The sequence below is a fragment of the Shewanella sp. SM21 genome (genome assembly GCF_025654335.1).
GTDB classification, from domain to species: Bacteria; Pseudomonadota; Gammaproteobacteria; order Enterobacterales; family Shewanellaceae; genus Shewanella; species Shewanella oncorhynchi.
This window is the reverse complement of record NZ_JAKKRL010000010.1, coordinates 1-23,616: the sequence shown is the minus strand read 5'-3', so window position 1 is coordinate 23,616 and position 23,616 is coordinate 1. Positions and strand designations below refer to the sequence as shown.

The 23,616-nt window shown below is 44.3% G+C and carries 18 protein-coding genes and 1 riboswitch; of the genes, 10 read left to right on the top strand and 8 right to left on the bottom strand.

Translation table 11 applies throughout. The features are described 5' to 3' along the window. Positions 1-216: 216 nt before the first annotated feature. From lpoB to L5L94_RS14525, 5 genes are all read right to left on the bottom strand, one after another. Positions 217-810, bottom strand: a complete 594-nt coding sequence (gene lpoB / locus L5L94_RS14545; protein WP_173246506.1) for a penicillin-binding protein activator LpoB — start codon at positions 808-810, stop codon at positions 217-219. Positions 811-879: 69 nt separating this feature from the next. After that, complete coding sequence (locus L5L94_RS14540; RefSeq protein ID WP_263163754.1) at positions 880-2,283, bottom strand: COG3014 family protein; 1,404 nt, start codon at positions 2,281-2,283, stop codon at positions 880-882. After that, on the bottom strand, positions 2,283-2,840 hold the full coding sequence (gene def / locus L5L94_RS14535) for a peptide deformylase (RefSeq protein WP_263163753.1): 558 nt from the start codon (positions 2,838-2,840) through the stop codon (positions 2,283-2,285). Before def ends, L5L94_RS14540 begins: the two co-directional genes overlap by 1 nt. Positions 2,841-2,905: 65 nt before the next feature. Then, on the bottom strand, positions 2,906-3,118 hold the full coding sequence (locus L5L94_RS14530) for a SlyX family protein (RefSeq protein ID WP_006080410.1): 213 nt from the start codon (positions 3,116-3,118) through the stop codon (positions 2,906-2,908). 9 nt (positions 3,119-3,127) lie between these two features. Next, entirely contained in the window at positions 3,128-4,078 is a 951-nt protein-coding gene (locus L5L94_RS14525; protein WP_028761597.1) for a WD40 repeat domain-containing protein, read from the bottom strand. A gap of 154 nt (positions 4,079-4,232) precedes the next feature. Here L5L94_RS14525 and fkpA point away from each other — a divergent pair, with 154 nt between their 5' ends. The 6 genes from fkpA to katB all read left to right on the top strand — a co-directional run bounded on the left by fkpA (position 4,233) and on the right by katB (position 11,482). Then, positions 4,233-5,000, top strand: a complete 768-nt coding sequence (gene fkpA / locus L5L94_RS14520) for an FKBP-type peptidyl-prolyl cis-trans isomerase (protein ID WP_131524662.1) — start codon at positions 4,233-4,235, stop codon at positions 4,998-5,000. Positions 5,001-5,618: 618 nt separating this feature from the next. Next, a complete protein-coding gene (gene exeM / locus L5L94_RS14515) occupies positions 5,619-8,231 on the top strand; it encodes an extracellular exonuclease ExeM (protein ID WP_263163752.1) in 2,613 nt (870 codons plus the stop codon). Positions 8,232-8,341: 110 nt separating this feature from the next. Continuing rightward, positions 8,342-8,797 carry a hypothetical protein gene (locus tag L5L94_RS14510; protein ID WP_263163751.1) on the top strand — a complete coding sequence of 152 codons (456 nt, stop codon included), beginning with the start codon at positions 8,342-8,344 and terminating at the stop codon, positions 8,795-8,797. A 105-nt stretch (positions 8,798-8,902) separates the two neighbouring features. After that, positions 8,903-9,340, top strand: a complete 438-nt coding sequence (locus tag L5L94_RS14505) for a PaaI family thioesterase (protein ID WP_028761594.1) — start codon at positions 8,903-8,905, stop codon at positions 9,338-9,340. A 96-nt stretch (positions 9,341-9,436) separates the two neighbouring features. Next, complete coding sequence (locus L5L94_RS14500) at positions 9,437-9,679, top strand: YgjV family protein (protein ID WP_028761593.1); 243 nt, start codon at positions 9,437-9,439, stop codon at positions 9,677-9,679. A gap of 327 nt (positions 9,680-10,006) precedes the next feature. Beyond that, the gene (gene katB / locus L5L94_RS14495) at positions 10,007-11,482 is read left to right on the top strand and encodes a catalase KatB (RefSeq protein ID WP_263163750.1); all 1,476 of its coding nucleotides are present in this window, start codon (positions 10,007-10,009) and stop codon (positions 11,480-11,482) included. A gap of 115 nt (positions 11,483-11,597) precedes the next feature. Here katB and norW read toward each other — a convergent pair whose 3' ends face one another. Both norW and norV read right to left on the bottom strand, forming a co-directional pair. Then, positions 11,598-12,764 carry an NADH:flavorubredoxin reductase NorW gene (gene norW, locus L5L94_RS14490; RefSeq protein WP_168824924.1) on the bottom strand — a complete coding sequence of 389 codons (1,167 nt, stop codon included), beginning with the start codon at positions 12,762-12,764 and terminating at the stop codon, positions 11,598-11,600. After that, the gene (gene norV / locus L5L94_RS14485) at positions 12,757-14,286 is read right to left on the bottom strand and encodes an anaerobic nitric oxide reductase flavorubredoxin (RefSeq protein WP_263141745.1); all 1,530 of its coding nucleotides are present in this window, start codon (positions 14,284-14,286) and stop codon (positions 12,757-12,759) included. Before norV ends, norW begins: the two co-directional genes overlap by 8 nt. A 226-nt stretch (positions 14,287-14,512) precedes the next feature. Between norV and norR the strand changes: the two genes are divergently transcribed. Further along, positions 14,513-16,120, top strand: coding sequence for a nitric oxide reductase transcriptional regulator NorR (gene norR, locus L5L94_RS14480; protein WP_263163749.1), 1,608 nt, complete (start codon positions 14,513-14,515; stop codon positions 16,118-16,120). Positions 16,121-16,170: 50 nt separating this feature from the next. Here the strand turns inward: norR and L5L94_RS14475 are convergent, their stop codons facing one another. Then, positions 16,171-16,725 carry a TMEM165/GDT1 family protein gene (locus L5L94_RS14475; RefSeq protein WP_028761588.1) on the bottom strand — a complete coding sequence of 185 codons (555 nt, stop codon included), beginning with the start codon at positions 16,723-16,725 and terminating at the stop codon, positions 16,171-16,173. 410 nt (positions 16,726-17,135) lie between these two features. Next, positions 17,136-17,235, top strand: a riboswitch (cyclic di-GMP riboswitch). Positions 17,236-17,358: 123 nt separating this feature from the next. Here L5L94_RS14475 and gbpA point away from each other — a divergent pair. From gbpA to L5L94_RS14460, 3 genes are all read left to right on the top strand, one after another. Continuing rightward, entirely contained in the window at positions 17,359-18,804 is a 1,446-nt protein-coding gene (gene gbpA / locus L5L94_RS14470) for an N-acetylglucosamine-binding protein GbpA (RefSeq protein ID WP_263163748.1), read from the top strand. 561 nt (positions 18,805-19,365) lie between these two features. Further along, positions 19,366-20,541, top strand: a complete 1,176-nt coding sequence (locus tag L5L94_RS14465; protein ID WP_263163872.1) for an aromatic amino acid transport family protein — start codon at positions 19,366-19,368, stop codon at positions 20,539-20,541. Positions 20,542-20,809: 268 nt separating this feature from the next. Then, positions 20,810-22,966 (top strand): S46 family peptidase, encoded by a 2,157-nt coding sequence (locus L5L94_RS14460; RefSeq protein WP_198572959.1) that lies wholly within the window; start codon positions 20,810-20,812, stop codon positions 22,964-22,966. The last annotated feature ends 650 nt before the right edge of the window (positions 22,967-23,616 follow it).

The following is a 23,616-nucleotide window of genomic DNA, read 5'->3' as shown; positions in this document are numbered from 1 at the left end:
ATGTTTGCATTCAATATCGTGTGTGTAGGTTTGCCTTTGTGGCAAATTATCCCTCGCGCCAGCGCCAATTTTGAGCATCATCATCGCAGTGTATTTTGGCCGAGTACACTACCTTATTTACCTTGGATTACCAATGTTAAAAATGTAAAAAAAAGCCAGCGTTAACGCTGGCTTCTTGATATTACGGTTTGGCAGAATTAAGTGCCAATAGGACAATTACATGCCTAAGAAAGACTTAGACTTCATCTTACGGATTTCTTTTTCATCAGACCATTCGATAAGGCCTGTTTCTAAATCCATTAAACGCATTGTCATCTTATAGTAGACGTCTTTAGTGCTACCGTCTTGCTTCACTATGCTAGATAAATTGCCATATAACATGTATTGAGCGCCAATTTGACGACCAAACTTGATGGCGGTTGATGGGTCAACCATGCCAGTGTTGTTTTGGTAATCCAGTTGTTTACGGACTGAATCTACTTTAGTCATGTCGATAAAACGGAACTTGCCTGAGCGCAATAATTTGTTACTGATAGAGTCAGTGACAGACTCAGTGTCGATATGTTCTGAGGTTTTGTTTTTGATGCTGTCAACAAATAAAATCGGGCGGTCATTGGCAGTTATTGCCACAATAGGAGGGAAAGTCATCATGCTATCCACCATCTTGGCGGCAATAGCTTGTAGATCCGTCGAGCCAAAGTTCTCATTGACGGTTTCAACTTCTGTGGCATCGCCATATTCGACTTTAGATTGACATGCAGCTAGACCCATAACGGCAGCCAGTACAAAAATCAGTTTAAATTGTTTCATAGTCAGTTCCATTTTGTGATTGTATAAACTTAATGACACACGTCTTATTCAAATACCACAACCGCTAGGCTAAATGATTATTGAATAAATTCGGGTGTAATTACCAGTATCAATTGCCCAGACTAAGGTGGTTTTGCCTGCTGCAACATCAATTTTAGCCGGTGGCGCTTTGTCTAACTGCAAAGTGTATTCACCTGCACTCAAATAACGCCGCCCGATCTGTGCTTGTTTAGGGAGCGTCAGCCAACTGCGACGATCCGCTTGTTCTGTTACTACGTTAAAAATCTGCATCGCTATACTGCCAATATCGGCCGCATTGTTCCCTGGTTTGCCACTCTTCTCAATCTGATAGGCCATCTCAGATTTAGCATAGACCCTAGCGACTTGACGAACTAGCGTCGCGGGCAGATCTTCCTTGAGTGCTGTGATGGCTAAGGCATCGATATTGGCAATAGGTTCAGTTTTCAGCACTGTACCTAAACCTTGCACTTGCGTCTCTGGCACAAAAGTATTGTTTGGCATGTAGGTAGCGAGTGACACTGTCTGCCAGTTACCATGGATAGTAAAAGGTACAGTGAGAGCTTGTTTTGCTGGCACAAAGCCGCGCTCGACCATCAAAATCACTTGACCATCTTTGGGATTGGGCAATTTAGCATCGCCCCAACGGCGCTTAAACTCATCATACTGTGGCATGCCGAGTTGCTTGGCGAGGCGGACCAGATCTTGCTGTAAATAGGTGTTATCTGGAGTGATTTGTGCTGCTTTACGATAATCGATATAGGCATCGTTCGGCTCACCCAGCACTTCGTGCAGTACGCCAGTGGTGTAATAACTGTAAGCGTTTAAGAAAGAACTGGTGACTGTGCCCGCGGCTTGTCCTAGTTTGTTAACCTCGGCATCTATGGTGCCGTTTGCCATGGCTTGAACTGACTTTTGTGATTTTTGATAGCGTTCTTGCTCGCTGCTCTGTAGTTCGTTACTGCGACGAACTTCGACTAGAGCCCCCTGATAGTCGCCACTAAACAAATAGTTAAGAGCTTGGTATTGGTGCAGCATAATGCGTTCATACCCAGGGCCTCGGTACGGAATCGCATTGTCGTTTAACACTAAGCTGCTGGCTGTTGCGCCAATGTCACTAACGCTGACTTTGGCTTTATCATCAAAGGCGGTATAAGCATCTACTGCTTGCTGATAATATTTTTTACTGGCAGCAAAATCGCCGGCGACTTGAGCAATACGTCCCGCTTCTTGGGCATAGAGTAAGCCGTCATTGCCATTGATATTACTGGCAAGTTTGTCGATATCGGCCATGGGTGTCGCACTATTAAGCTCTTGTTTGAGTGGTTCAATCTGCGCAGGATAATTAATGAAAATACTGTTATAAGCGCAGCCCGATAAGTTTAAAACCAATCCCATTGCCAAGGTTGACGTAATAAATGCGCGAGAAAAAGGTGTAACGAAGGACAGTTTCATTATTGCGCTTCACCTTTTTTGATGGATTGGGCTGAAATCGCCTGAGTCTGTTCTGGCATAAGTGAACGCTCGAGTAATGTGATCCCTTGAAGGTGATCAAATTCATGTTGAAAAATCCGTGCAATAAAGCCCGTTAATTCGGTTTGTTGCCACTCGCCTTGTAAATTTTGATAGCGTACTTCAATGGCTTGATGTCTTTGTATCGTAAATCTTTGCCCCGGTACAGATAAGCAGCCTTCTTCTCCGCTGACCAACTCGCTTGATGCATTAATGATTTGCGGATTAACCACGACCACAGGCGCCATATTAGGCGCGTCGGGATAACGCTCATTAGGGCGAGAAGCCATAATAAATAAGGCTAAAGGGCTGTGAACTTGGGGGGCTGCGATACCAACGCCATTGGCAGCGTCCATGCTGGCAGACATTTGCTCGGCAAGATGCGCGAGCTCAGCATCGAAATGGTGCACTGTGATTGCAGTCTGCCTTAGAATGGGTTCACCCACTAACGCTATGGGTAATAGAGTTGGGGTTTCTTTTGGCATTAAATGTTTAAACATCGCATTCCCTGGATATTTTGCAGTAACTGTTTTTTTAATCAAAGTTAACATCTAAAGCGTCAGTGTTAATAATGTGGTGGTGGCGTTTCTTCAGCCTGGGTCGCCATATTACTCGGTTCCATGTCCTGCAACTTACCAATTAACATGTGAATTTGGTGTTGCTGGTGAGCCACCAGTCGATTCAATTTGATGACCTCTTGGTTTAATTCTTCGACTGTGAGCTCTTGAAAAGCCAATTTGGTTTCTAGATCTTCAATCTGTGCTTGTACGCCTTGCATGGCTAACCTCTATTTCTGCCAAGTTTCAACTAAGCCTTGGCTACTGATACTAACGACTTTATTGGTATCTCGAATTGCCACAGAGTATACAACGGCTCCTCGATTTTGGCTGTTTTTAGTGAGTGCAACCTGCCATTTTTCAATTTGTTTACCCGAGTCACGTTGCCAGAGTATAACTTCCCGCGCTGGCGTACCTGTTAATATCTGGCTGTCTTGTTTGATAAACCTCACCGCTGAAAAGTTCATTTGACGACGGGTAATATCCAGCTTGTTTAATAGCTTACCGCTTGTGTTATCCCAGATCTTTGCTTCATCTGTGCTGCCATTGGTAAAACTTAAACTACCACTGTCGTTGAGTGCCACTTTGGTTATACGGCTGCCGAGTGTCCACGTATGAAGCGGTTGGCCAGTTTGTGCCTGCCAGAGAATCGCCTGCATATCATTTGACCCCGTTAATGCTAATCGGCCATCAGCAGAGAGGGCAACACTATTGACGCGCTCTTTGTGTCCAAGAAATTTGATTAAGGCAGATTTTTCGGCATTAAGCGACATGACTGAACCATCATTTAAACCAATAAGTAGTGCGCCATTATCGGCTACCGCGACACTTTCACCGGATGAAGGTAAGGACCACCAGCCCAAAGGCTTACCGTCGGCTATTTTCCACATAGCAACTGAATCTCTGCTTAACGATGCTGCAAATATCCCGTTGGGAGAAATCGCCGTACCTGTGACGCCAGTATTAATATCGCCATGTATCCATTGGTATTTGAGGGTATGGGTGCTGAGATCCCAGCATTGAACTCCACTACTTTGAGTGGCAACTAAGGCGAATTGCCCATTACTTGATAGGCTCGCGCTATAGCTGGGTTCTGTCGTGAGAACACTGATATCTTCTGCTTTGGGGTGGCAAGCGATTAGAAAAACTGTGCAAATTACCAGCAGTAGATTTTTCTTCATGAACTTGCTCCCTAAGTTGTTGTCTTTAGACTTGATCAAGTGACATTAATCACTGTTAACCCATAAAGAATCTAGTTGGTATAACCGAGATAACTAGTATAAAGTTGTCACGCTTAGGTTATTGTAACCGCTTGAGGATGCTGAGGAAGCTTTAATGAAATCGATTTATAAATTATCGTTAGTTGCATTGGCTATTATTGGCCTATCTGCTTGTAATCAAGAAGAAAAAGCAGCTACGAGTACAAATGTTGAATTAACGACTGAAGCTCAAAAAGAAGCTTACAGTGTAGGCGCTTCAATCGGTCGTTATATGTCTGGCCATATCAAAGAGCAAGAAGAATTAGGCCTGCCAGTTGATCGCACTCTGATCGTCACTGGTTTCACTAATGGTCTGAATGACCAATTAAGTTTAACCGAAGAAGAAATGCAAACCATTCTTCAAGGTCTAGATAAAAAGTTAAACGATAAACGTCAGGAACAAGCAACAGCGATTTCTGCGAAAAATATCGAAGATGGTAAAAAATTCCTTGAAGAAAACAAGGTTAAGCCTGGTGTAGTGACAACTGAGTCTGGCTTACAATATGAAGTATTAACTCCAGGCACGGGTGAAAAGCCTGCCGCAGAAGACACTGTAGAAGTGGATTATGTCGGTACTTTACTTGATGGTACTGAGTTTGATAGTTCTTATAAACGCGGCGAAGCGGCTAAGTTCCCTTTGAATCGCGTTATTCCAGGTTGGACTGAAGGCGTGCAATTAATGCCTGTTGGCGCTAAGTTCAAGTTTGTGATCCCATCGGAATTAGCCTATGGCGTACGTGATACTGGTACTATTCCACCAAACTCTACGTTGATTTTCGAAGTTGAGTTGAAATCAATCGAGAAAGCTTCTGCGGCGCCAGTAGCTGAACCTGCTAAAAAGTAATTGATTAGCTGCGACGTGTAATACGCCGCAATTGAAAATACCGCTCCTAAATGAGCGGTATTTTTTTGTCTGTAAAATTCACATTATTGTTTTAATATTGAGCTCACTATCTTACAGCCGTTGGTTCTCAGACTGGCTCTATGTTTCATTTTTATACCCATTATCAACATTAATCTGCTGCAATAACCAAGGGTACCCATCATCAACTTTAGAAGTTTGATTGTTATGTTTATTTCAAAATAATGAATGCTAAATTAAGTTTTAATTATATCCATTACCTTTTAAGGACCCGTGTTCCTTATATTTTATTAGGTATTGCATACCGAATAATATCATCAAAATATCACATTAAAATATTGATTATTATTTGAGCAGGACACTAAATACTTTGAGCTTATGTGTATTGATCTTACTATTTGTTTTTACATGGCTAATACTTTTGATTTACCATCCTGTTCTGTCAGGTGAACAGTGAAGTGTCTATAATTAGTTACTCATCAATGTGTTACATTGGCAATGTGCGATCTTGCCCTCTTTTTTTACGCATTCAACTCTGAAATAATCGGCTCGCACGTTAATAGAAGTTAGCGGCAATATTATAATAATGGGGTTGATGATATGGATAATGTTAATAAATTAACGGCTATTTCTTTAGCTGTAGCAGCGGCTTTGCCTATGATGGCAAGCGCAGATGTGATGATCACCGAATATGTTGAAGGTAGCTCAAATAATAAAGCGATTGAACTGTATAACAGCGGCGATACGGCAATTGATCTCGCGGGTTATAAACTGGTTCGTTATAAAGATGGTGCTACTGTTGCGTCGGATATGGTGGCTTTAGGTGGTCAAACTATTGCGGCAAAATCGACAAAAGTTATTTTAAATACTAGCGGTACTATTACTGTTGCTCAAGGGGTTGATAGTTACTCTGGTAGTTTAAGTTTTAATGGCGGTGATGCAGTTGCCTTAATGAAAGATGATGCCGTCATCGATATTATTGGTGATGTGCCGACGCCAACGGGTTGGGGATTAGACGTTACCTTAAAACGTAAATTAGATGCGTTAGTGGCGAATACAGTATTTAATGCCGCCCAGTGGGAACAATTACCTAAAGACACCTTCTCAGGTTTAGGTTCTCTAGAAACGCCTGCTGAGCCAGAAGTGCCGCTCTTTAGCTGTACTGGCGCTACAATTGTGCCTATTTATCAAGTACAAGGTGCGGGCGAGTCGAGCCCATTTGTACCAGCAGGGGCATTCGAATCTGAAGCCGAAGTGACAGTGCGTGGCGTAGTGACTGCCCGTGGTGAAAGCTTGTTTAAAGGTTTTTACTTACAAGAAGTTAAGGGTGATAACTCACCGTATACCTCTGATGGTGTATTTGTATTCTTAGGTGAAGCGGCACCTGAAGCGATTCAACCTGGGGTTGAAGTTTGTGTGCAGGGTAAAGTGAAAGAATACTTTGGCTTAACTCAAATCGATATTAAAGCCGATAAGAAATTTGATGTTGGCGCTAAGGGTGAAGTCCCTGTTGCCGCGCCTTTCTATGTGGCCGATGGTGAAACCTTAGCGCAAGCATTAGAGCGCTATGAAGGCATGAATGTGGCCTTAGATGCGGGCAGTGATCTTAAAATCAGCCGTACCTTCAGCTTTGACTATGCGGGTAGTCGCAATAACATGCTAGTGTCATATCAAGCGCCTTTAATGAAGCCTACACAGCTGTATCCAGCGCTTTCTGCTGAAGCAACGGCATTAGTTAAATCTAACCGCGAAAACCAACTCTTTATCGAATCCGATTACAAGCCTGCCAATGGTGTTATTCCATACTTCCCTGATTTCAATGTGGAAACGGGTTACATCCGTGTTGGCGATCAACTGACTAACCTGCAAGGTGTGATTGGTTACAGCTACGGCGCTTATCGTTTAGTAGCGACTAATACTATTACAGCGGGTGATTTTATCCGTGGTGACGATAGAACCGAAGCCCCAAGTGTTGCAACTAAGGGAGATCTGCGCGTGGCTAGCTTTAACGTGCTGAACTTCTTTAACGATGTTGATGGTGGCGATACCAATCCATCAGGCAGTAACCGTGGCGCCCTAACGCTGGAAGAAATGGTGCTACAACGTACTAAAATCGTTAGCGCTATTACCGCCATGAACGCCGATATCGTCGGTTTGATGGAAATTGCTAACAACGGTTTTGGTGAGAAGAGTGCGATTAAGGATTTAGTCGATGCACTAAATGACAAGCAGACGCCTGAAAACGCCTATAGCTTTGTTGAAATCACCGATGCTGATAAGTATGACGGCAAGTACTTTGGCACAGATGCGATTACTGTCGGCATGTTATACCGTGGTGGTAAAGTGGCTTTAGCAGGGGCTGCACAAGTTATCGGTACTCCAGAACAGCACGCCAGTGCTGGCAGCGTGACTCGCACAAAAGATGGCAAAACTGAGACTAACCCTGGCAATGATGCTTATCAACGTCACAGCTTAGCGCAAACCTTTAAAATCCATGATGAGTCTCTGACCGTAGTCGTTAACCATTTGAAATCTAAAGGCTCAGGCTGTTTAGAAGATTGGGCTAACTTCGAAGAGTCAGTTGATCCTGCCGATCAACAGGGCAAGTGTAATGCTTTCCGCGTATCTGCAGCCAAAGTCTTGGGTGAAACGCTAAAAGACGTGAAAGGCGACTTACTGATCATCGGTGATATGAATGCCTATGGTATGGAGGATCCTATCCGTGTACTAACCGACTTCGATGCGAGCAAGTCAGAGCGTGACATCCTGACCGCTTCGTGGACGACGCTCGACGGCAAAGTGTTTGAGCGCCAAGGCAGCAAGATTGAAAAAGGTTATGGCTTTATCAACTTGAACACGAAAGCCCACGGTGCAAGCACTTTCTCTTATAGCTATAACGGCGAGTTAGGTAACTTAGATCATGCTTTAGCCAATGCTAGCCTAGCCAAACGTTTAGTGGATATTGAAGATTGGCATATCAACTCAGTGGAATCTAGCCTGTTTGAATACGGTAAGAAGTTCTCTGGTGATCTGGCTAAATCTGAAAATGCTTTTTCTGCATCGGATCATGATCCTGTGATTGTTGCTTTAAGTTATCCTGCGCCAGTAGTGCCGCCAAAACCTGAGCCAAAGCCTAAAGATGATGGCGGTGCTTTAGGTTATTTAGGTTTAGCACTGATGTCCTTGTTTGGTTTGCAGCGTCGTCGCCGTTAACCTGTATATGGGGTTAACTCACAAGTGCAATTTGTGAGCTAGACTGAAACAAAGGGATGGTTAACCATCCCTTTTTTATCTCTTTTTTTCAGTTTTTATTAGGAGTGAGTATGGATACCACCTCAAATCCGCTGAAAACCATGAATATCAAGGCGCCACTGTGGTTTTACTTTGTCGCAACGCTCAGTTTGTTGTGGAATATCATGGGGCTGATGGCTTTTGTGATGCAAATGACTATGACGCCAGATGCACTCGCACAGATGAGCCCAGATCAAATTAAACTCTATGAAACGACGCCAATTTGGGTTGATGCTGTGTTTGGCTTTGCCGTGGTTTCAGGGGTTCTAGGATGCCTATTATTGTTATTCAGAAAATTAATTGCTTATAAAGTGTTGGTCGCCTCGCTTATCGCTATTTTGTTGCAAATGACCTATGTATTTTGCATTCAGCAAGCGGCTGTGGTGCTAGGAGCTGACGCGTTAATTATGCCAAGTGTAGTCGTGGTGTGGGGATTATTTCTTGTCTGGTTTAGTCAGCTAAGTACCGTTAAATCTTGGTTAGTTTGAGCCTTATTTTTGCTGATATTGATGTGACCAGCTGAGAGTAAACTAGTTGAACTTCATCCACTTCACAGTAAACTGCTGATTGGTTTTATTGACTAGGAAGTTGCAATGAGTATTTGGTTTAGAGCTGTAACGTTAGAGGATTGCGCGCGTTTAGACGCCGGTATGGGTGGCAAAGGCACCTTGATGCAGACTTTAGGAATTGAGATCAGTGAGATTGGCGACGATTACATGAAGGCCACTATGCCAGCCAGTCCGGCGGTGCATAACCCTTTGGGCATAGTGCATGGTGGCGCGAATGTCGCGCTTGCTGAAACCGTTGCCAGCTATGCGGCAAATTTCGCGGTGGATTTTGAGCAGTACTATTGTGTCGGTCAAGAAATTAACGCTAACCACTTACGGGCTTCCCGTAATGGGGTATTAACCGCCACGGCTAAGCCTATCCACTTAGGGAAGCGCAGCTCTGTATGGGAGATTTTAATCCACAACAGTGCGGGTGAACTGACTTGTATTTCACGGATGACGGCGGCTGTCGTTAAACGCTAAATGCTAAATGCTAAATGCAATGAGCCAGCTTATTACCTGTGGTGTGAATGGCGTATCAATCGTTTGATTTAAATAATATATAGATAAGGATTGGATATGGATAACGCTACAATTTGGGAATGGGTTGGTTATTTAGCTTCAGTGGTCGTTGCAATATCACTGATGATGTCAAACATTAAGAAACTGCGCTGGTGGAATCTCATTGGTGCGGCTTTATTTGTGGCCTACGGTGTGGCAATTGGGGCTTATCCTGTTGCCTTAGTTAACTTTTTTATCGTGCTGATTGACACTTATTATTTGGTTAAGCTTTATCGTGAAGCCGACTTATCCAGCAGTTAATGGCAGTGTATCAGCTTAACTCCGCTTTCTCGCACCGCACTTCGCTCCATTGTCCTGAGCAGCTATTTGGTTTTTCAACAGCATCTTAAGTGATGTGAGCGGACCATTGGCTGTGAGTCCGTGTAATTCATTAACTGTCTTGCTAAACTCATTTTTAATCTTTTTTTTAGATTGTATAAATCTAGTTTAATCGTTTTATTCTCAAGTGGTAATTCTCTATTCTTGCTCTATCGACAACACGTCGCCAGCCAAGGAGATAAACCATGGCCACCATTTACGATTTAATTGAAACCTGGTTAACCAGCAATCAAGACTAAGGAGCAGGGCATGAGTCAACAACATCAAACAAGTCAGTACTTAACGAGCCAAAACGGCGCCCCAGTGGCCGACGATCAAAACTCACTGTCGGCGGGTGAACGTGGTCCTCTGCTATTACAAGATTGGCATTTAATTGAAAAGTTAGCCCATTTCAACCGTGAGCGTATTCCTGAGCGTATCGTGCATGCTAAAGGTACTGGGGTTTACGGCACATTTACGCTGACTAAAGATTTAAGCGATTACACCATTGCTGACCATTTCAATGGTGTTGGTAAGCAAACCGAAACCTTTATTCGTTTCTCAACCGTAGGTGGAGAAATGGGTTCTGCCGACGCAGAGCGCGATCCACGTGGCTTTGGTTTACGTTTTTATACTGCCCGTGGTAATCACGATATCGTGGGTAATAATACGCCGACCTTTTTCTTACGAGATGGGATTAAGTTTCCAGACTTTATCCATACGCAAAAGCGTAATCCTAAGACAAACTTAAAAGATCCGCAGGCTATGTGGGACTTTTGGTCATTGAACCCAGAAGCCATGCATCAAGTGACCATTTTGATGTCGGATCGTGGTATTCCGGCGAACTACCGTCAAATGCACGGTTATGGTTCACACACTTTCTCGCTGTGGAATGCCAAGGGCGAGCGTTTCTGGGTGAAGTTCCACTTTAAATCGCAGCAAGGTGTGGTCAACTTAACCAATGAACAGGCTGATAAATTAAAAGGGATTGATCCCGATTCATCGCAGCGCGATATGGTGGTTGCTATTACTGATGGTAACTTCCCGCGTTGGACAGTTAATGTGCAGATTATGCCTGAGGCGGATGCCAATACTTACCATATCAATCCATTTGATTTAACTAAGGTTTGGCCGCATAGCGACTATCCATTACTTGAGATTGGTGTATTAGAGCTGAATCGTCTGCCACAAAACTACTTTGCTGAAGTTGAGCAAGTGGCATTGGCACCGAGCAATTTGGTCCCAGGCGTCGGGGCTTCACCAGACAAGATGTTACAAGCGCGTTTATTTGCCTACGCCGATGCGCAGCGTTACCGCATTGGTGCTAACTACAACCAATTGCCAGTGAACTGCCCGCATGCCGCTAAGGCAAATCACCATCAACGTGCAGGTGCGATGGCGGGTACACAATGTCCTTACCATGGCAGCCAAACTGGTGCTGATGCTTCGGCAAACTATGGCCCGAACAGCACTGCTGATGCCTTGGTTGAGCCAGTAAACTTTAGCGAACCACCATTGCGTTTAGAAGGTGAAGCGGCGCGTTACAGTCGTTATAACCAAGACGATTATACCCAAGCGGGTAATTTGTATCGCATCTTCTCTGAAGCTGAGAAAGCGCGCCTAGTGGCAACAATTTCGGGTTCATTAAGTCAAGCGAGTTTAGATGTGCAGCAACGTATGGTGGCGCATTTTACTCAAGCCGATGCGGATTACGGACAACGTATTAAAGCGGCATTAGGTCTTTAAACTGTTGCTGTTGCGAATGTTTGAATAATAGTGGAAACGATAAAACTGAGTAGAAAGCCTCTACTCAGTTTTTATTATCAGCGACAACAATATTAACATTCTCGTTAATGTGCTCTTAGGCCGCGATGAGCGCTGCATTAGGGCTATTTAGCTGCTTTAACAATCCAAATGCTTGCTGCATTTTATCCTCGGTTACGATAAATCCTATAAATGTTTCATCCACGTCGAATGCTTTAATACAGCTTCCTTGAGCATCAATATCGACTTGCCAGCGATAGACGCCATTCACTGTTATACCGCTGAGCTGCATAGGTAACAGTGGCGTTTTCACTTTAATGAGCATGGCGGGAAAATTCACTGCTGTCGGTTGGTTCAGTAATGTGTTCGCCAGCGCATTGGCGCTCAGTAACGCAGGTTGCAAATAGGCCCTATTTTGGCCGTTGATTTGGGCGCAATCACCTAGCGCATAAATATGGGCATCGTTGGTTTGTAAGCATTCGTTAACGACGATACCTTTATTGACCTCTAGCCCCGCATGCTGGGCAAGTTGACTGTTAGGGATCAGTCCGGCTGCACAGATAACCGCATCACAAATAAACCGTTGGTCATTATCTAGGCACACAGAGATACTGCCATCTTGGTGTTGCAGTTGGCTGACTCGGGTTTGCAATTGCACTGTGACGTTATGCTGCTTTAGTACAGCGGTCAGTTTGTGGTTTAACATTTCGGGTAGCATATTCGGCATTAAGCTCGCTTGTGGATCGACCAAAAACACTTGCTTACCTGCAGTTGCTAAGTCCATTGCCAGTTCAACTCCGACCAAACCAGCACCGATAACCAGTACTCTCCTCGCGCCATGGATGTCTGCTTCGCAGGCCTGATATTCTATTAAGCTGTTAACTGTGTGGATGATATCGACGCCATCTCCCTCTATAGGTGGAATAAAGGGCCGTGCACCCGTGGCAAGCACTAATTTTTTGTACGCAATTTCGCGTCCTTGATGGCAACAGACTACCTGACGAACTTTATCTATTTTTATGACTTCACAGTGATTTATTACATCAATTTGTTGCTCATGTGCAAATTCAGTCGCGGTCAATTTTATGAGGTCTGACGCCATTTTTTTAAGGCTAAACACATGGCTTAAATCTGGTTTATGGTATTCGTCACCAGAGTCGGCTGTGATAACTGTAATCGGTTGTTCGCGGTTTAAACGTCGCAGTGTTTTGACTAGCTGATATGCCGCGAATCCACTGCCGATAATGACGATTGGCTTAGGCATTAGTCACCTCATTTTTTATGACAGCGAAAACGCTTTTACCTAGGCCACATTCGGGACAGAGGAAGTCTTCGGCCACTTGAGTCCAAGGTGTGCCAGCAATGACATCTTGATTAGGTTCTCCTTTTTCAGGGTCGTAAACCCATTGGCAAACGGTGCAAATCATTGATTGTGTATCATTTAATTCGCACGCGTTTGTTGCAATCGGTGCCGTCACAGGGACGTTATTAGTAGCAGTGTTTTCAGCTGTTTGACTGGCCGTGGTGGCTTGGCTAGGTTTTGACATGACTTGATTAATGATAGAGCGACTATTCGCGCTATCAAGGGGCCGCAATGCCCATTCTCGCGCGATTCGCTGGCCGTGCTGACGGCATTCTTGCATCGCATCTCGATCGGGACGCCATTTGACTTTTAATCCCACCGAGGTTTCAAAACCAGCATCCATCAAACGAGTGTGAATTCTATCGACTGCGCCGCCATTCCAGCCATAACTACCAAAAGCTGCCGCCTTTTTATTGCGAAAACGCAGGCCCGTGATTTCTTCAAGCATGGCGGCAATTTTAGGCATCATCACATTATTCATGGTGGATGAGCCGACTAAAATACCTTTTGACCTAAATGCCTGTGCAAGGATTTCGTTTTTATCATGACGTGCGACGTTATACACTTTTACTGCTACATTGGGGTCAACATCATGAATACCTTGAGCAATACCGTCGGCCATCATGCGAGTATTATTGGACATAGAGTCGTAGAAAATCGTGATGCGGTCTTCTTGATAAGCGTCGGCCCAAGCTAAATATTGGTGAATAATTTGGGCAGGATTATCACGCCACACAATGCCGTGTGAAGTTGCGATCATATCTACAGGTAAATTAAAGCTTAATACTTCGTGAATTTTAGCCGTCACTAGGCTGCTAAAGGGCGTTAAAATGTTTGAGTAGTACCGTAGGCATTGTTCCATTAATTCATTTTGATCAACCTCATCATTGAATAAATGTTCGTCGCAATAGTGTTGGCCAAAGGCATCGTTACTGAATAAAACCGCATCTTCGGTGAGGTATGTCATCATGCTATCTGGCCAATGCAACATAGGTGCTTCGATAAATATCAGTTGCTTACCATTGCCTATCGCTAAACTATCCCCTGTCTTTACGGTAATGAAATTCCATTCTGGGTGGTGGTGATGTCCTACAATGGAGTCGACCGCATTTTCACTGCAGTAAATTGGAGTGTTAGGAATTTTGGCCATTAATGCAGTCAGGGCGCCTGAGTGGTCTTCCTCTGCATGGTTCATCACAATATAGTCTATGTCGGTTAAATTAATTTCAGCTTCAAGATTTTGTAAGAATTGCTGGCTAAAACGATGATCAACTGTATCAATTAACACGGTTTTTTCTTCACGGATAAGGTAGCTATTGTAGCTTGTGCCTTTAGTTATTTTGTACTCAGTACCATGAAAATCTTGCACTTCCCAATCGCGTTGACCCACCCAGTGGATATTGTTTTTTACATGAATAGTCATAAATACACCTGTGATAATTAATAATGAATGCGCTACGTAAATCTTGCTTATTTAGTTAAATCTCTTATTGCACTCACTATGCCAACATTGTAAGGCGTTGATTTTTATTGGTATTAACGTATTTCAACATTTGAAATCACTTGTTGGTGTCATAATGACAATTTGATATTGGTCAAATTGACATTACACTGTTGTCAATATGACTTTATTTGACTGTGGATGTGCTATGAGTGCCCATGCTGATTTAACTCAGTTAGCCTTAGATTTAACTGTCGGCGTGTCGACGCAAGACAGATTTGAGCGTTTGTTGGCAGTGGTCAGGCGGCGTGTCAATTGTGATGCTGCGGCATTATTGGCATTTCGGGAGCAGCAATTTGTCCCCTTGGCGATAGATGGGCTCTTTGCCGAAGTGTTAGGGCGGCGCTTTCAAATTAGTGAGCATCCGAGATTAGAGGCTATCGCCCGTGCTGGCGATGTGGTTCGTTTCCCTGCCGACAGTGAACTTCCCGATCCGTATGATGGTTTAATTCCACATCATAGTGCGAACTTACATGTACATGCTTGCATTGGTTTACCACTAATCGCGAACGATCGCTTAATTGGGGCGCTCACCATTGATGGTTTCAACCCTCATCAGTTTGATGGTTTTAGTGATAGCGAGTTGCGTGTGATCAGCGCACTGGCCGCAGCCAGTCTTAATACTGCGTTATTGATGCAACAGCTAGAATCCCAAGTTGTTGAAGTTTCCAATGGCACTGAGGTGCTCAATCGTCCTGCTAGTCAGCAGGAGATCATAGGGCAATCCACACAGATCCAATCGCTAAAGCAGCAGATAAGTGCTGTGGCAGGCACTGATTTATCGGTATTAATTACCGGCGAAACAGGGGTGGGTAAGGAGTTAGTGGCTGCGGCGATACATAATCAATCGACCAGAGCCGATAAATCACTTATCTATTTGAACTGCGCTGCACTGCCTGAGTCCGTCGCCGAAAGCGAGTTATTTGGGCATGTAAAAGGGGCATTTACGGGGGCAATCAGTCATAGGCAAGGCAAGTTTGAACTCGCTGACAAGGGGACCTTGTTTTTAGATGAAATCGGGGAGCTTCCCTTGGGGCTGCAAGCTAAGTTATTGAGGGTTTTACAATACGGTGAATTACAGCGAGTGGGCAGTGATAAGAGCCTAAAAGTGAATACTCGGATTATTGCTGCCACTAATCGAATTTTGCACCAAGAGGCAACGGAAGGGCGCTTTCGTTTCGATCTTTACCATAGGTTGAGCGTATTTCCTATCCACGTAGCACCATTAAGAGAGCGTGGGCAAGATATTGTTATGCTGACAGGTTTTTTTCTTGAACGTTGTAAAGCGAAGTTAGGACTCACCCATATCAATATCACACCCGCAGCGCAGCAGTTATTAGAGCAATACACATGGCCGGGTAATGTGCGTGAGCTAGAGCATGCGATACACAGGGCTGCGGTGTTGGCGAAAGCCGAGCTAAAAACGGCTTACATCAGCTTAAGTGATAAACATTTTCAGCTCGATTCTTTGATGAATCAAGCACACAGAACAGTCGACGAAGATAGACCATCAGATGCCGCAACGCCAGCCAGTGAATTAGTATTTAGGTCTGAGTCGGCCTGTCGTGAGCGACAATCGCAAGATAATTCCAGTGTTATGCTGGGGCTTAAGGCTGCGACTGAGAGATATCAGCGTCAACTTATTCGCCAAGTTTTAGCCGCGAATCAACAAAATTGGGCTGCGTGTGCAAGAATATTGCAAATCGATACAGGTAATTTGCACCGACTTGCAAAAAGGTTAGGTTTAAAAGAATAAAATATTGCGTGAAGAAATTTTATTCTGCAGCAAAACCCCTGCCTCGATTCTTAGAAGAACAGGGTCGCGACACCCAGTAGTGCGAACAATATGGCGCAGCCACGGTGTATCCACAACATAGGCAATTTTTCGGCGCTGAAGTGGCCTGCGATCACTACGGGTACGTTAGCAAGCAGCATGCCTAAGGTTGTGCCAGCAACCACCATAGTTAATGAATCGTATTTTGCGGCTAATACCACAGTTGCGATTTGCGTTTTATCCCCCATTTCGGCGATAAAAAACAGGATAAAGGTGGCGAGAAAGGGGCCCATTTTATAGAAACGGCTCTCTTCTGCATCGACTTTATCGGGGATTAACACCCAAAGAGCGATCGCGAAGAATGACGCAGCCACTAAATAACGTGCAAGATCTGGGCTTACCCAGTTAATGGCCCATTGGCCAATCCAAGCTGCGGCAAAATGGTTAAATAATGTCGACAGCAAAATACCTAAAATAATGGCGGTTTTATTTTTAAATCTTGCGGCGAGGATTAGTGCAAGTAATTGAGTTTTATCACCAATTTCAGCGATAGCAACCGTAAAGGTTGAGGCAAGTAGGGCTTCCAAGTGTGATCCTTTAGGGGTGGTTATGACATAAGCACAATAAACCGTCCACCCCTAGGTGCGGTCATTGTGCTCAGGTCTTGCTGGGCAAATCTATGATTTGCTGTGAACACCATGGCATGTTGCCAAGTATGTTGATGTTCACCCTAGATGACGATGGCTCGAAATCCAGTTAGCTACTCCCCCGAAGCGAGGTGGGCATTATACCTAGGTAAGATTTAGTTTCAAGCACGAGTTTATAACAGTAGGTGCTGATAAATGTTTGACAGGTGTCAGAAAAATACCGATCCACATTCTGTAACTTAATGAATATAAATGAATTATTTTTTGACAACGTTGTCTTTTGTTGCTAATTTAGCCAAGTCATTTCTACTTGGTTACATACTGTTAACTCGTAGTGACTCAATGATAACGACTGTATTTGGCAAACTAATTGAAAAGTTAGGACGCAAAGCTTCCGGTCTAAGGTTGTAAATGGATTTTTTAGTGAACTAAGATAGCGGAGTTGCCGCAGAATTCGATTTCTGTGAAAGATAAACGACTGCTGTTTAATGCTGTTGTTTGCCCAAATACCACTTTTATATCTAAGCCTATCATTATGTTTAGGATGATAGGCAATCAATGGAGTGCATTAAAGTGGCAAATCCTACTGTTTTTTCCCCTATTTCTAAATTGAGTTTATTGGCCGCGGCAGTAATGGCGACGAATGCGTTTGTGAGTATCTCTGCGCAGGCGCACGGTTATGTTGTGGCACCTGAATCGCGTTCATATGCCTGTAAAACAGGTAAAAATGCCAATTGTGGCGCGGTGCAATGGGAGCCGCAAAGTGTTGAGGGGCCATCGGGTTTTCCTGAATCAGGTCCTGCTGATGGCAAACTGGCGAGTGCTGGCAATGGTGCTTTTTCACCTTTGGATGAACAAAGTCCGAGCCGTTGGGCAAAGACGGATATTAAAGCGGGCTGGAATAAGTTCAGTTGGCAGTTCACAGCAAACCATGTCACCCGTAATTGGCGTTACTATTTAACTCGCCAAGATTGGAACCCAAACCAAGCTTTGAGCCGAGCGAGCTTTGACTTAGCACCCTTTTGCGTAGTTGATGGTGGTATGGAACAGCCGCCTAAGTTAGTGACCCATGACTGCTACGTGCCAGAAGGTCGCAGTGGTTATCAAGTGATCTTGGCCGTGTGGGAAGTTGGAGATACGACGAATAGTTTCTACAATGCTATCGATGTGAACTTGGGCTCGGGTCCTGTTGTGCCGAGTGAATGGCAAGATGTGGGGGATATCAATCCGTCACTCGATCTAAAAGCAGGCGATAAAGTGATGACCCGGGTGTTTGACGCCAATGGTGAGCAAGCGGCTAAGCAAACAGTCATTACCATTAGTGATGCGACTCAAGGTGATAAACAAAATTGGCCTTTCCTATTAGCGAGCGCGATTAATGCCCAGCAGTCCCAGTTAAAAGCGGGACAACAAAATGCATCGGGTGTGATTGAGCCTGTGTATGGCAAAAACGACATTTTTACAGCGAAAAACTCAGGTATTGAGCGTGTCGAAGTAGGATTTGATTTAGCTCCTGCTCCGGGCAACAGCTTAGAAGTCACTTCACTTGCCGACGATTATCAAATTATCGATGGTGCGGCGAAGGTCAGCTTTGATGTGACCAGTAACGCCGAGATGCTAGTGTCAGCGTATTTGTTTAGCCATGATGGCACAGCGGCAGGTTTTGTGAGCCAAACTGTTAACAATACCAGTGCTAGCTTAGTGTTAGACGTCGTTGAGCCTAAAGCTGGGCATTATCATTTGCAGGTAAAAGCTGAGCCTAAGCAAGGTGATGTTATTCAGCAGAACTTTGATCTCTTCTTAAAGGATCAAGCTCCTGCACCAGAAGCTGATTTTGTATTCCCAGCAGGCGTGAAAGGTTACGTTGCAGGTACTACAGTGTTACAGCCTAAAAATGGCAAAGTGTATCAATGTAAGCCATTCCCTTATAGCGGCTATTGCGTGCAGTGGTCGGCTTCTGCCACAGGATTTGAACCAGGTGTTGGCGCTTCTTGGGCTATGGCGTGGACTGAGCTGTAAATTAACTTTTTGAGCTAACCTAGCTTCAAAAAGGTGTCATTGGGCTTAAACATATCCGTGTGTTTAAGCCCTTTTTGTCTGCATCGGATGGAAAAAGACCGGCTTTATTTTGATTCGAGCCTAATACAAGATTACAGGTATTCTCAACAAAGGTAGCGATTTTGTTGGCTTGTATATTTTCGTTTATCACAGCGCTATTAAGTTGTTACCGTACCGTTTGCTACCCTTCTTTGTTCACAACTGGCTTGCCCACTGGGTTTGGCTCTGTTAATGTCCCAAACTATCTATTTAATCGATGCTTATATCGGTACATTAATTTGGGCTATCACAATTGAAAGTCATGCCATTTTTCAATAATCGATTTAGTTAGCCTCAATGGCTACTGGGTTGAAACATTCAAAAGCTATTGGGGCCAATTGATCTGCTAGGTCGAGATCTGATTGGATGCTTTAAGTGATGTGTCGCTTATTTCGATTTAAGACGCAAGGCTTTATCGGTTCAAATCTTACTCAAATAAAATAATAATTAATTATTGAACAGGACTATTGTGTGAATTCAAAAATGTTAGGCTCGATCGCCATCGTTGCCGGGACGGCCATTGGCGCAGGTATGTTAGCGTTACCTTTAGCCACAGCGGCTTTAGGTATTATCCCTGCTTTAGTGTTACTCGTTGTTATTTGGGGCGTGTCCGCCTATACCTCATTACTTATGCTCGAAATTAACTTACGCACTGGCGTGGGGGATAACGTGCATGCTATTACGGGTAAGTTACTGGGTAAAAAAGGTCAAATAATTCAAGGTGCTTCTTTCCTGAGTTTATTATTTGCCTTGACCGCGGCTTATCTCACCGGCGGCTCTTCGTTATTAGTGCTTAAAGCGAAGAACATGTTCGATATCGTGCTCGATAATCAAGTCGCAGTGTTGTTATTTACACTCGTGCTCGGTGGCTTTGCGGCGCTAGGTGTTGCTTGGGTCGATAAAGTTTCACGTTTCCTATTTTCGTTAATGATTCTATTGCTCGTGGTGGTGGTATTATTTTTATTGCCCGAAGTCAGTATTGCTAGCATGGCAACTGGCGCGATTGCCGAGTCTATGACCAGCAATTGGATGGCGGCAATTCCCGTAGTGTTTACTTCGTTTGGTTTCCACGTCTGTATCGCCACTTTAGTGCGTTATCTCGATGGCGATGCGGTATCACTGCGTAAGGTGTTGTTAATCGGCTCGACTATCCCACTTGCTTGTTATGTTCTGTGGTTATTGGTGACTTTAGGCACAGTAGGCGGATATGAGGTGAATAGTTTTGAAGGTTCACTACCTTCACTCGTCACGGCATTACAGGATATTGCTCATACACCTTGGATCAGCAAATGTATTTCATTATTCGCTGATTTAGCCTTAGTGACCTCATTCCTCGGTGTGACCTTAAGTTTATATGACTTTATCGCTGAATTAACTCGCGCCAAAGAAACGTTTGCCGGCCGTATTCAAACTTGGTTACTGACCTTTATTCCGCCTGTTTTGTGTGCCTTGTATTTGCCTGAAGGCTTTGTGGCGGTACTGGGATTTGCGGCCGTACCATTGGTCGTGATGATCATCTTTTTGCCAATTGTTATGGCACTGCGTCAACGTCAGTCGCAGCTTGGGGGTTATCAAGTGTCTGGCGGATCTGTTGCGTTAGTCATTACAGGTTTGTTAGGTGCCGTGATTGTGGGTGCCCAACTATTTGTTGGGATCTAATTCATTGCGATAGGTGTGGCTTTTTAGCCAACGCGGCTGAGTAACTTTGATTAAATGTATTTGCTTTGTAAGCGAGTTTTTCAAAGTCTGTTATAGAGAGTGTCGCATGTGATAAAGTCAGGCCCCGGCCTGACTTTTTGCTTTTTAGGTTTTAAAGCGAGTGATGCTGGGTTTTAGCACAGTTATTTAAAATTAAAACAACGCTATTAAAACGATAAAATGGCCCAGCTTGCGCGTGGCTTCATTCACATAAAACGGACTTAACACAATGAAAAAATGGTTACTCACAGTTGCCGTGGCCGCTAGTTTTGGCGCACAGGCTGACGAAGGTATGTGGCAGCCCCATCAACTGCCTGCTATGGCTGATGAGCTGAAAGCAAAAGGCCTTGAAATTGATGCAAAATCGATTTCTAAACTCACCGAATTCCCGATGAATGCCGTGATAAGCCTTGGCGGTTGCACTGCATCATTTGTATCGCCAAAGGGCCTAGTCGTGACTAACCATCACTGTGCATATGGGGCAATTCAATACAATTCCACTCCTGAGAAAAATCTGCTGCAGGATGGTTTTTTAGCTAAGACCTTCGCCGATGAATTACCTGCGACCCCTGGCTCACGTGTCTATGTGACTGAAGATGTCACTAATGTCACTGAGCGAGTTAAAAACGGGCTTGAAGGTAAAGTGGGTAGCGCCTTCTATCAAGGCGTTGAAAGCCAAGAGAAAGCCTTAGTTGCTGAATGTGAAAAAGAAGATGGTTACCGTTGCCAAGTGTATAGCTTTCACGGTGGTCTCGAATATTATCTGGTTAAACAACTGGAAATCCGTGATGTGCGTTTAGTCTATAACCCAGCCGCGAGCGTGGGTAAATACGGCGGCGATGTAGACAACTGGATGTGGCCACGTCACACCGGCGATTTTTCTTTCTACCGTGCTTATGTCTCTAAAGCGGGTAAACCCGCAGAATTTAGTGCTGACAACGTGCCATACGAGCCAAAAAGTTTCTTAAAAGTCTCGGCTAAAGGTGTGAGTGAGGGTGATTTTGTGATGGTTGCAGGCTACCCAGGTCGCACCAACAGATATCGCACAGCTACTGAAGTTCAAAATGAGTTTGAGTGGGCTTATCCCGAAGGCAAAATGCTGCGTGAACGCTTTATTGAGATCATTAAAGAAACCGCGCCAGAGGGCAGTGACGAGCGTATTAAGTACGAGAGTCAAATTGCTGGCCTTGCAAATTACGCGAAAAACTTCACTTCTATGATCGAGTTTTACGGCAAATCAACCATGTTGGCTGACCGTAAAGCCCTCGAAGCTAAGCTTGCGGCGTGGATAGCCAAAGACAGCAGTCGTGAAGCGAAATACGGTAAAACCTTAGCGGAATTAGATGCCTTGATTGCCAAAGGCAAAACGCATCAAGAGCGTGACATGATCTTAAGCTACATAGGCAGTACGACTATGTTGCCGACGGCGCGCAGCTTATATCGCCTCGCGAACGAGAAACAACTGCCAGATATGCAGCGTGAACCGGGCTTCCAAGATCGTGATATGACACGTCTAAAAGCCAGCATGGAGCGTATCGACCGTCGTTATGCGCCAAGCGTTGATAAAGCGGTATTGCTCGACATGCTAAAACGCTACGCCGCACTGCCAGAAGATCAGCGCCTACCCGCATTGGATAAAGCCTTTGGTATCGATAAAAAGTTTAGTGAAGCTAAGCTTTCGAAAACCTTAGATAAAATGTACGCCAAAACTGAGTTAGGTAAGAAAGACGTTCGTCTGGCGTGGATGGATAAATCCGTTGCCGATTTTAAAGCCTCTAAAGATCCTTTCATTCAATTCGCTGTCGCTATGTATGACACAGATATGGCCGAAGAAAAGAAAGAAAAAGAATTAGCGGGTGAACTAATGAAGGTGCGTCCGCAATATATGGATGCCATTATTGCTTACAACCTAGAGCAAGGTAAGCCAGTGTATGCTGATGCTAACTCAAGCTTACGTGTCACAGTTGGCCATGTGAAAGGCTATTCGCCAAAAGACGGTTTAGTGGCCGTGCCATTCACTCGCCTTGAAGGCATAGTGCAAAAGGACACGGGTGTTGACCCATTCGATGCACCGAAGAAAGAGTTAGAGCTGATTAAGCAGAAGCAATATGGTGATTTCTATATGAAATCAATAGATTCTGTACCAGTAAACTTTTTATCAACTTTAGATACTACTGGCGGAAATTCTGGCTCACCGACCTTAAACGGCCGTGCTGAACTCGTCGGCCTATTGTTCGACGGTGTGTATGAAAGCATTATCGGCGGTTGGGCATTTGATAATGAAATTAACCGTTCTATTCATGTCGACAGCCGTTATATGCTGTGGGTAATGAAGTATTTAGATCATGCCGACAATTTATTAGCCGAGATGGAAATCGTTAAGTAATCCATTGCCGCATCAGCAATGGTGCGGCCTATAGTGGCATAGTGAATTTGGATTATCAGCATTCAAGTGCGATTTAGTGCTTTAAGAATACTGAAATAACAAGACAACAAAATAGCGATAAACTCACTGGGTTTATCGCTATTTTTGTAGCTGTAATGGCCTGCTGACGGCTGTTAAGATAGCTGCCGTGATAGGCGCGCCAGGGCATTAGCTCACCTTTTTAGCATTCGCGTAACCAGTGGATTGAAAATATATACGCAACATATTTTTAGACTGAAATGTGTTGGAAAGTAGTGCCGGAGGACCTGCATCTTTAGTTAGAGTTTTTAGTGGGTTAACATTGGCAGGTATCCACACATATAGGCTTGCCATGGCATTGACTCGTCGACACGCAGCAAGTCCATATATGGACACCTCGAATAGATCAACCACTTTTTGAGTAACAGAAAGTAATACTGCGTACGTATATCCGACCTGTTTGTGAGAATCTTTGTTCTCTGGCCTTAATGAGAACCGCGCCTTTGCTGCTTATCGTCCTTTCGGAGTCATATGCTCCTTGTACTCTCTCAGCATCTGCAAAGGCCGGTATTACCTGTTACTTCATTATCTGTAGTCGTGTTTTTGGGGTGAGTTTAATACTCGATTTTTAC

Bases quoted from the DNA above. Each gene is read 5' to 3' on its own strand.
- lpoB (WP_173246506.1), bottom strand. From the start codon at position 810: ATGAAACAATTTAAACTGATTTTTGTACTGGCTGCCGTTATGGGTCTA.
- L5L94_RS14540 (WP_263163754.1), bottom strand. From the start codon at position 2,283: ATGAAACTGTCCTTCGTTACACCTTTTTCTCGCGCATTTATTACGTCA.
- def (WP_263163753.1), bottom strand. From the start codon at position 2,840: ATGTTTAAACATTTAATGCCAAAAGAAACCCCAACTCTATTACCCATA.
- L5L94_RS14530 (WP_006080410.1), bottom strand. From the start codon at position 3,118: ATGCAAGGCGTACAAGCACAGATTGAAGATCTAGAAACCAAATTGGCT.
- L5L94_RS14525 (WP_028761597.1), bottom strand. From the start codon at position 4,078: ATGAAGAAAAATCTACTGCTGGTAATTTGCACAGTTTTTCTAATCGCT.
- fkpA (WP_131524662.1), top strand. From the start codon at position 4,233: ATGAAATCGATTTATAAATTATCGTTAGTTGCATTGGCTATTATTGGC.
- exeM (WP_263163752.1), top strand. From the start codon at position 5,619: ATGGATAATGTTAATAAATTAACGGCTATTTCTTTAGCTGTAGCAGCG.
- L5L94_RS14510 (WP_263163751.1), top strand. From the start codon at position 8,342: ATGGATACCACCTCAAATCCGCTGAAAACCATGAATATCAAGGCGCCA.
- L5L94_RS14505 (WP_028761594.1), top strand. From the start codon at position 8,903: ATGAGTATTTGGTTTAGAGCTGTAACGTTAGAGGATTGCGCGCGTTTA.
- L5L94_RS14500 (WP_028761593.1), top strand. From the start codon at position 9,437: ATGGATAACGCTACAATTTGGGAATGGGTTGGTTATTTAGCTTCAGTG.
- katB (WP_263163750.1), top strand. From the start codon at position 10,007: ATGAGTCAACAACATCAAACAAGTCAGTACTTAACGAGCCAAAACGGC.
- norW (WP_168824924.1), bottom strand. From the start codon at position 12,764: ATGCCTAAGCCAATCGTCATTATCGGCAGTGGATTCGCGGCATATCAG.
- norV (WP_263141745.1), bottom strand. From the start codon at position 14,286: ATGACTATTCATGTAAAAAACAATATCCACTGGGTGGGTCAACGCGAT.
- norR (WP_263163749.1), top strand. From the start codon at position 14,513: ATGAGTGCCCATGCTGATTTAACTCAGTTAGCCTTAGATTTAACTGTC.
- L5L94_RS14465 (WP_263163872.1), top strand. From the start codon at position 19,366: ATGTTAGGCTCGATCGCCATCGTTGCCGGGACGGCCATTGGCGCAGGT.
- L5L94_RS14460 (WP_198572959.1), top strand. From the start codon at position 20,810: ATGAAAAAATGGTTACTCACAGTTGCCGTGGCCGCTAGTTTTGGCGCA.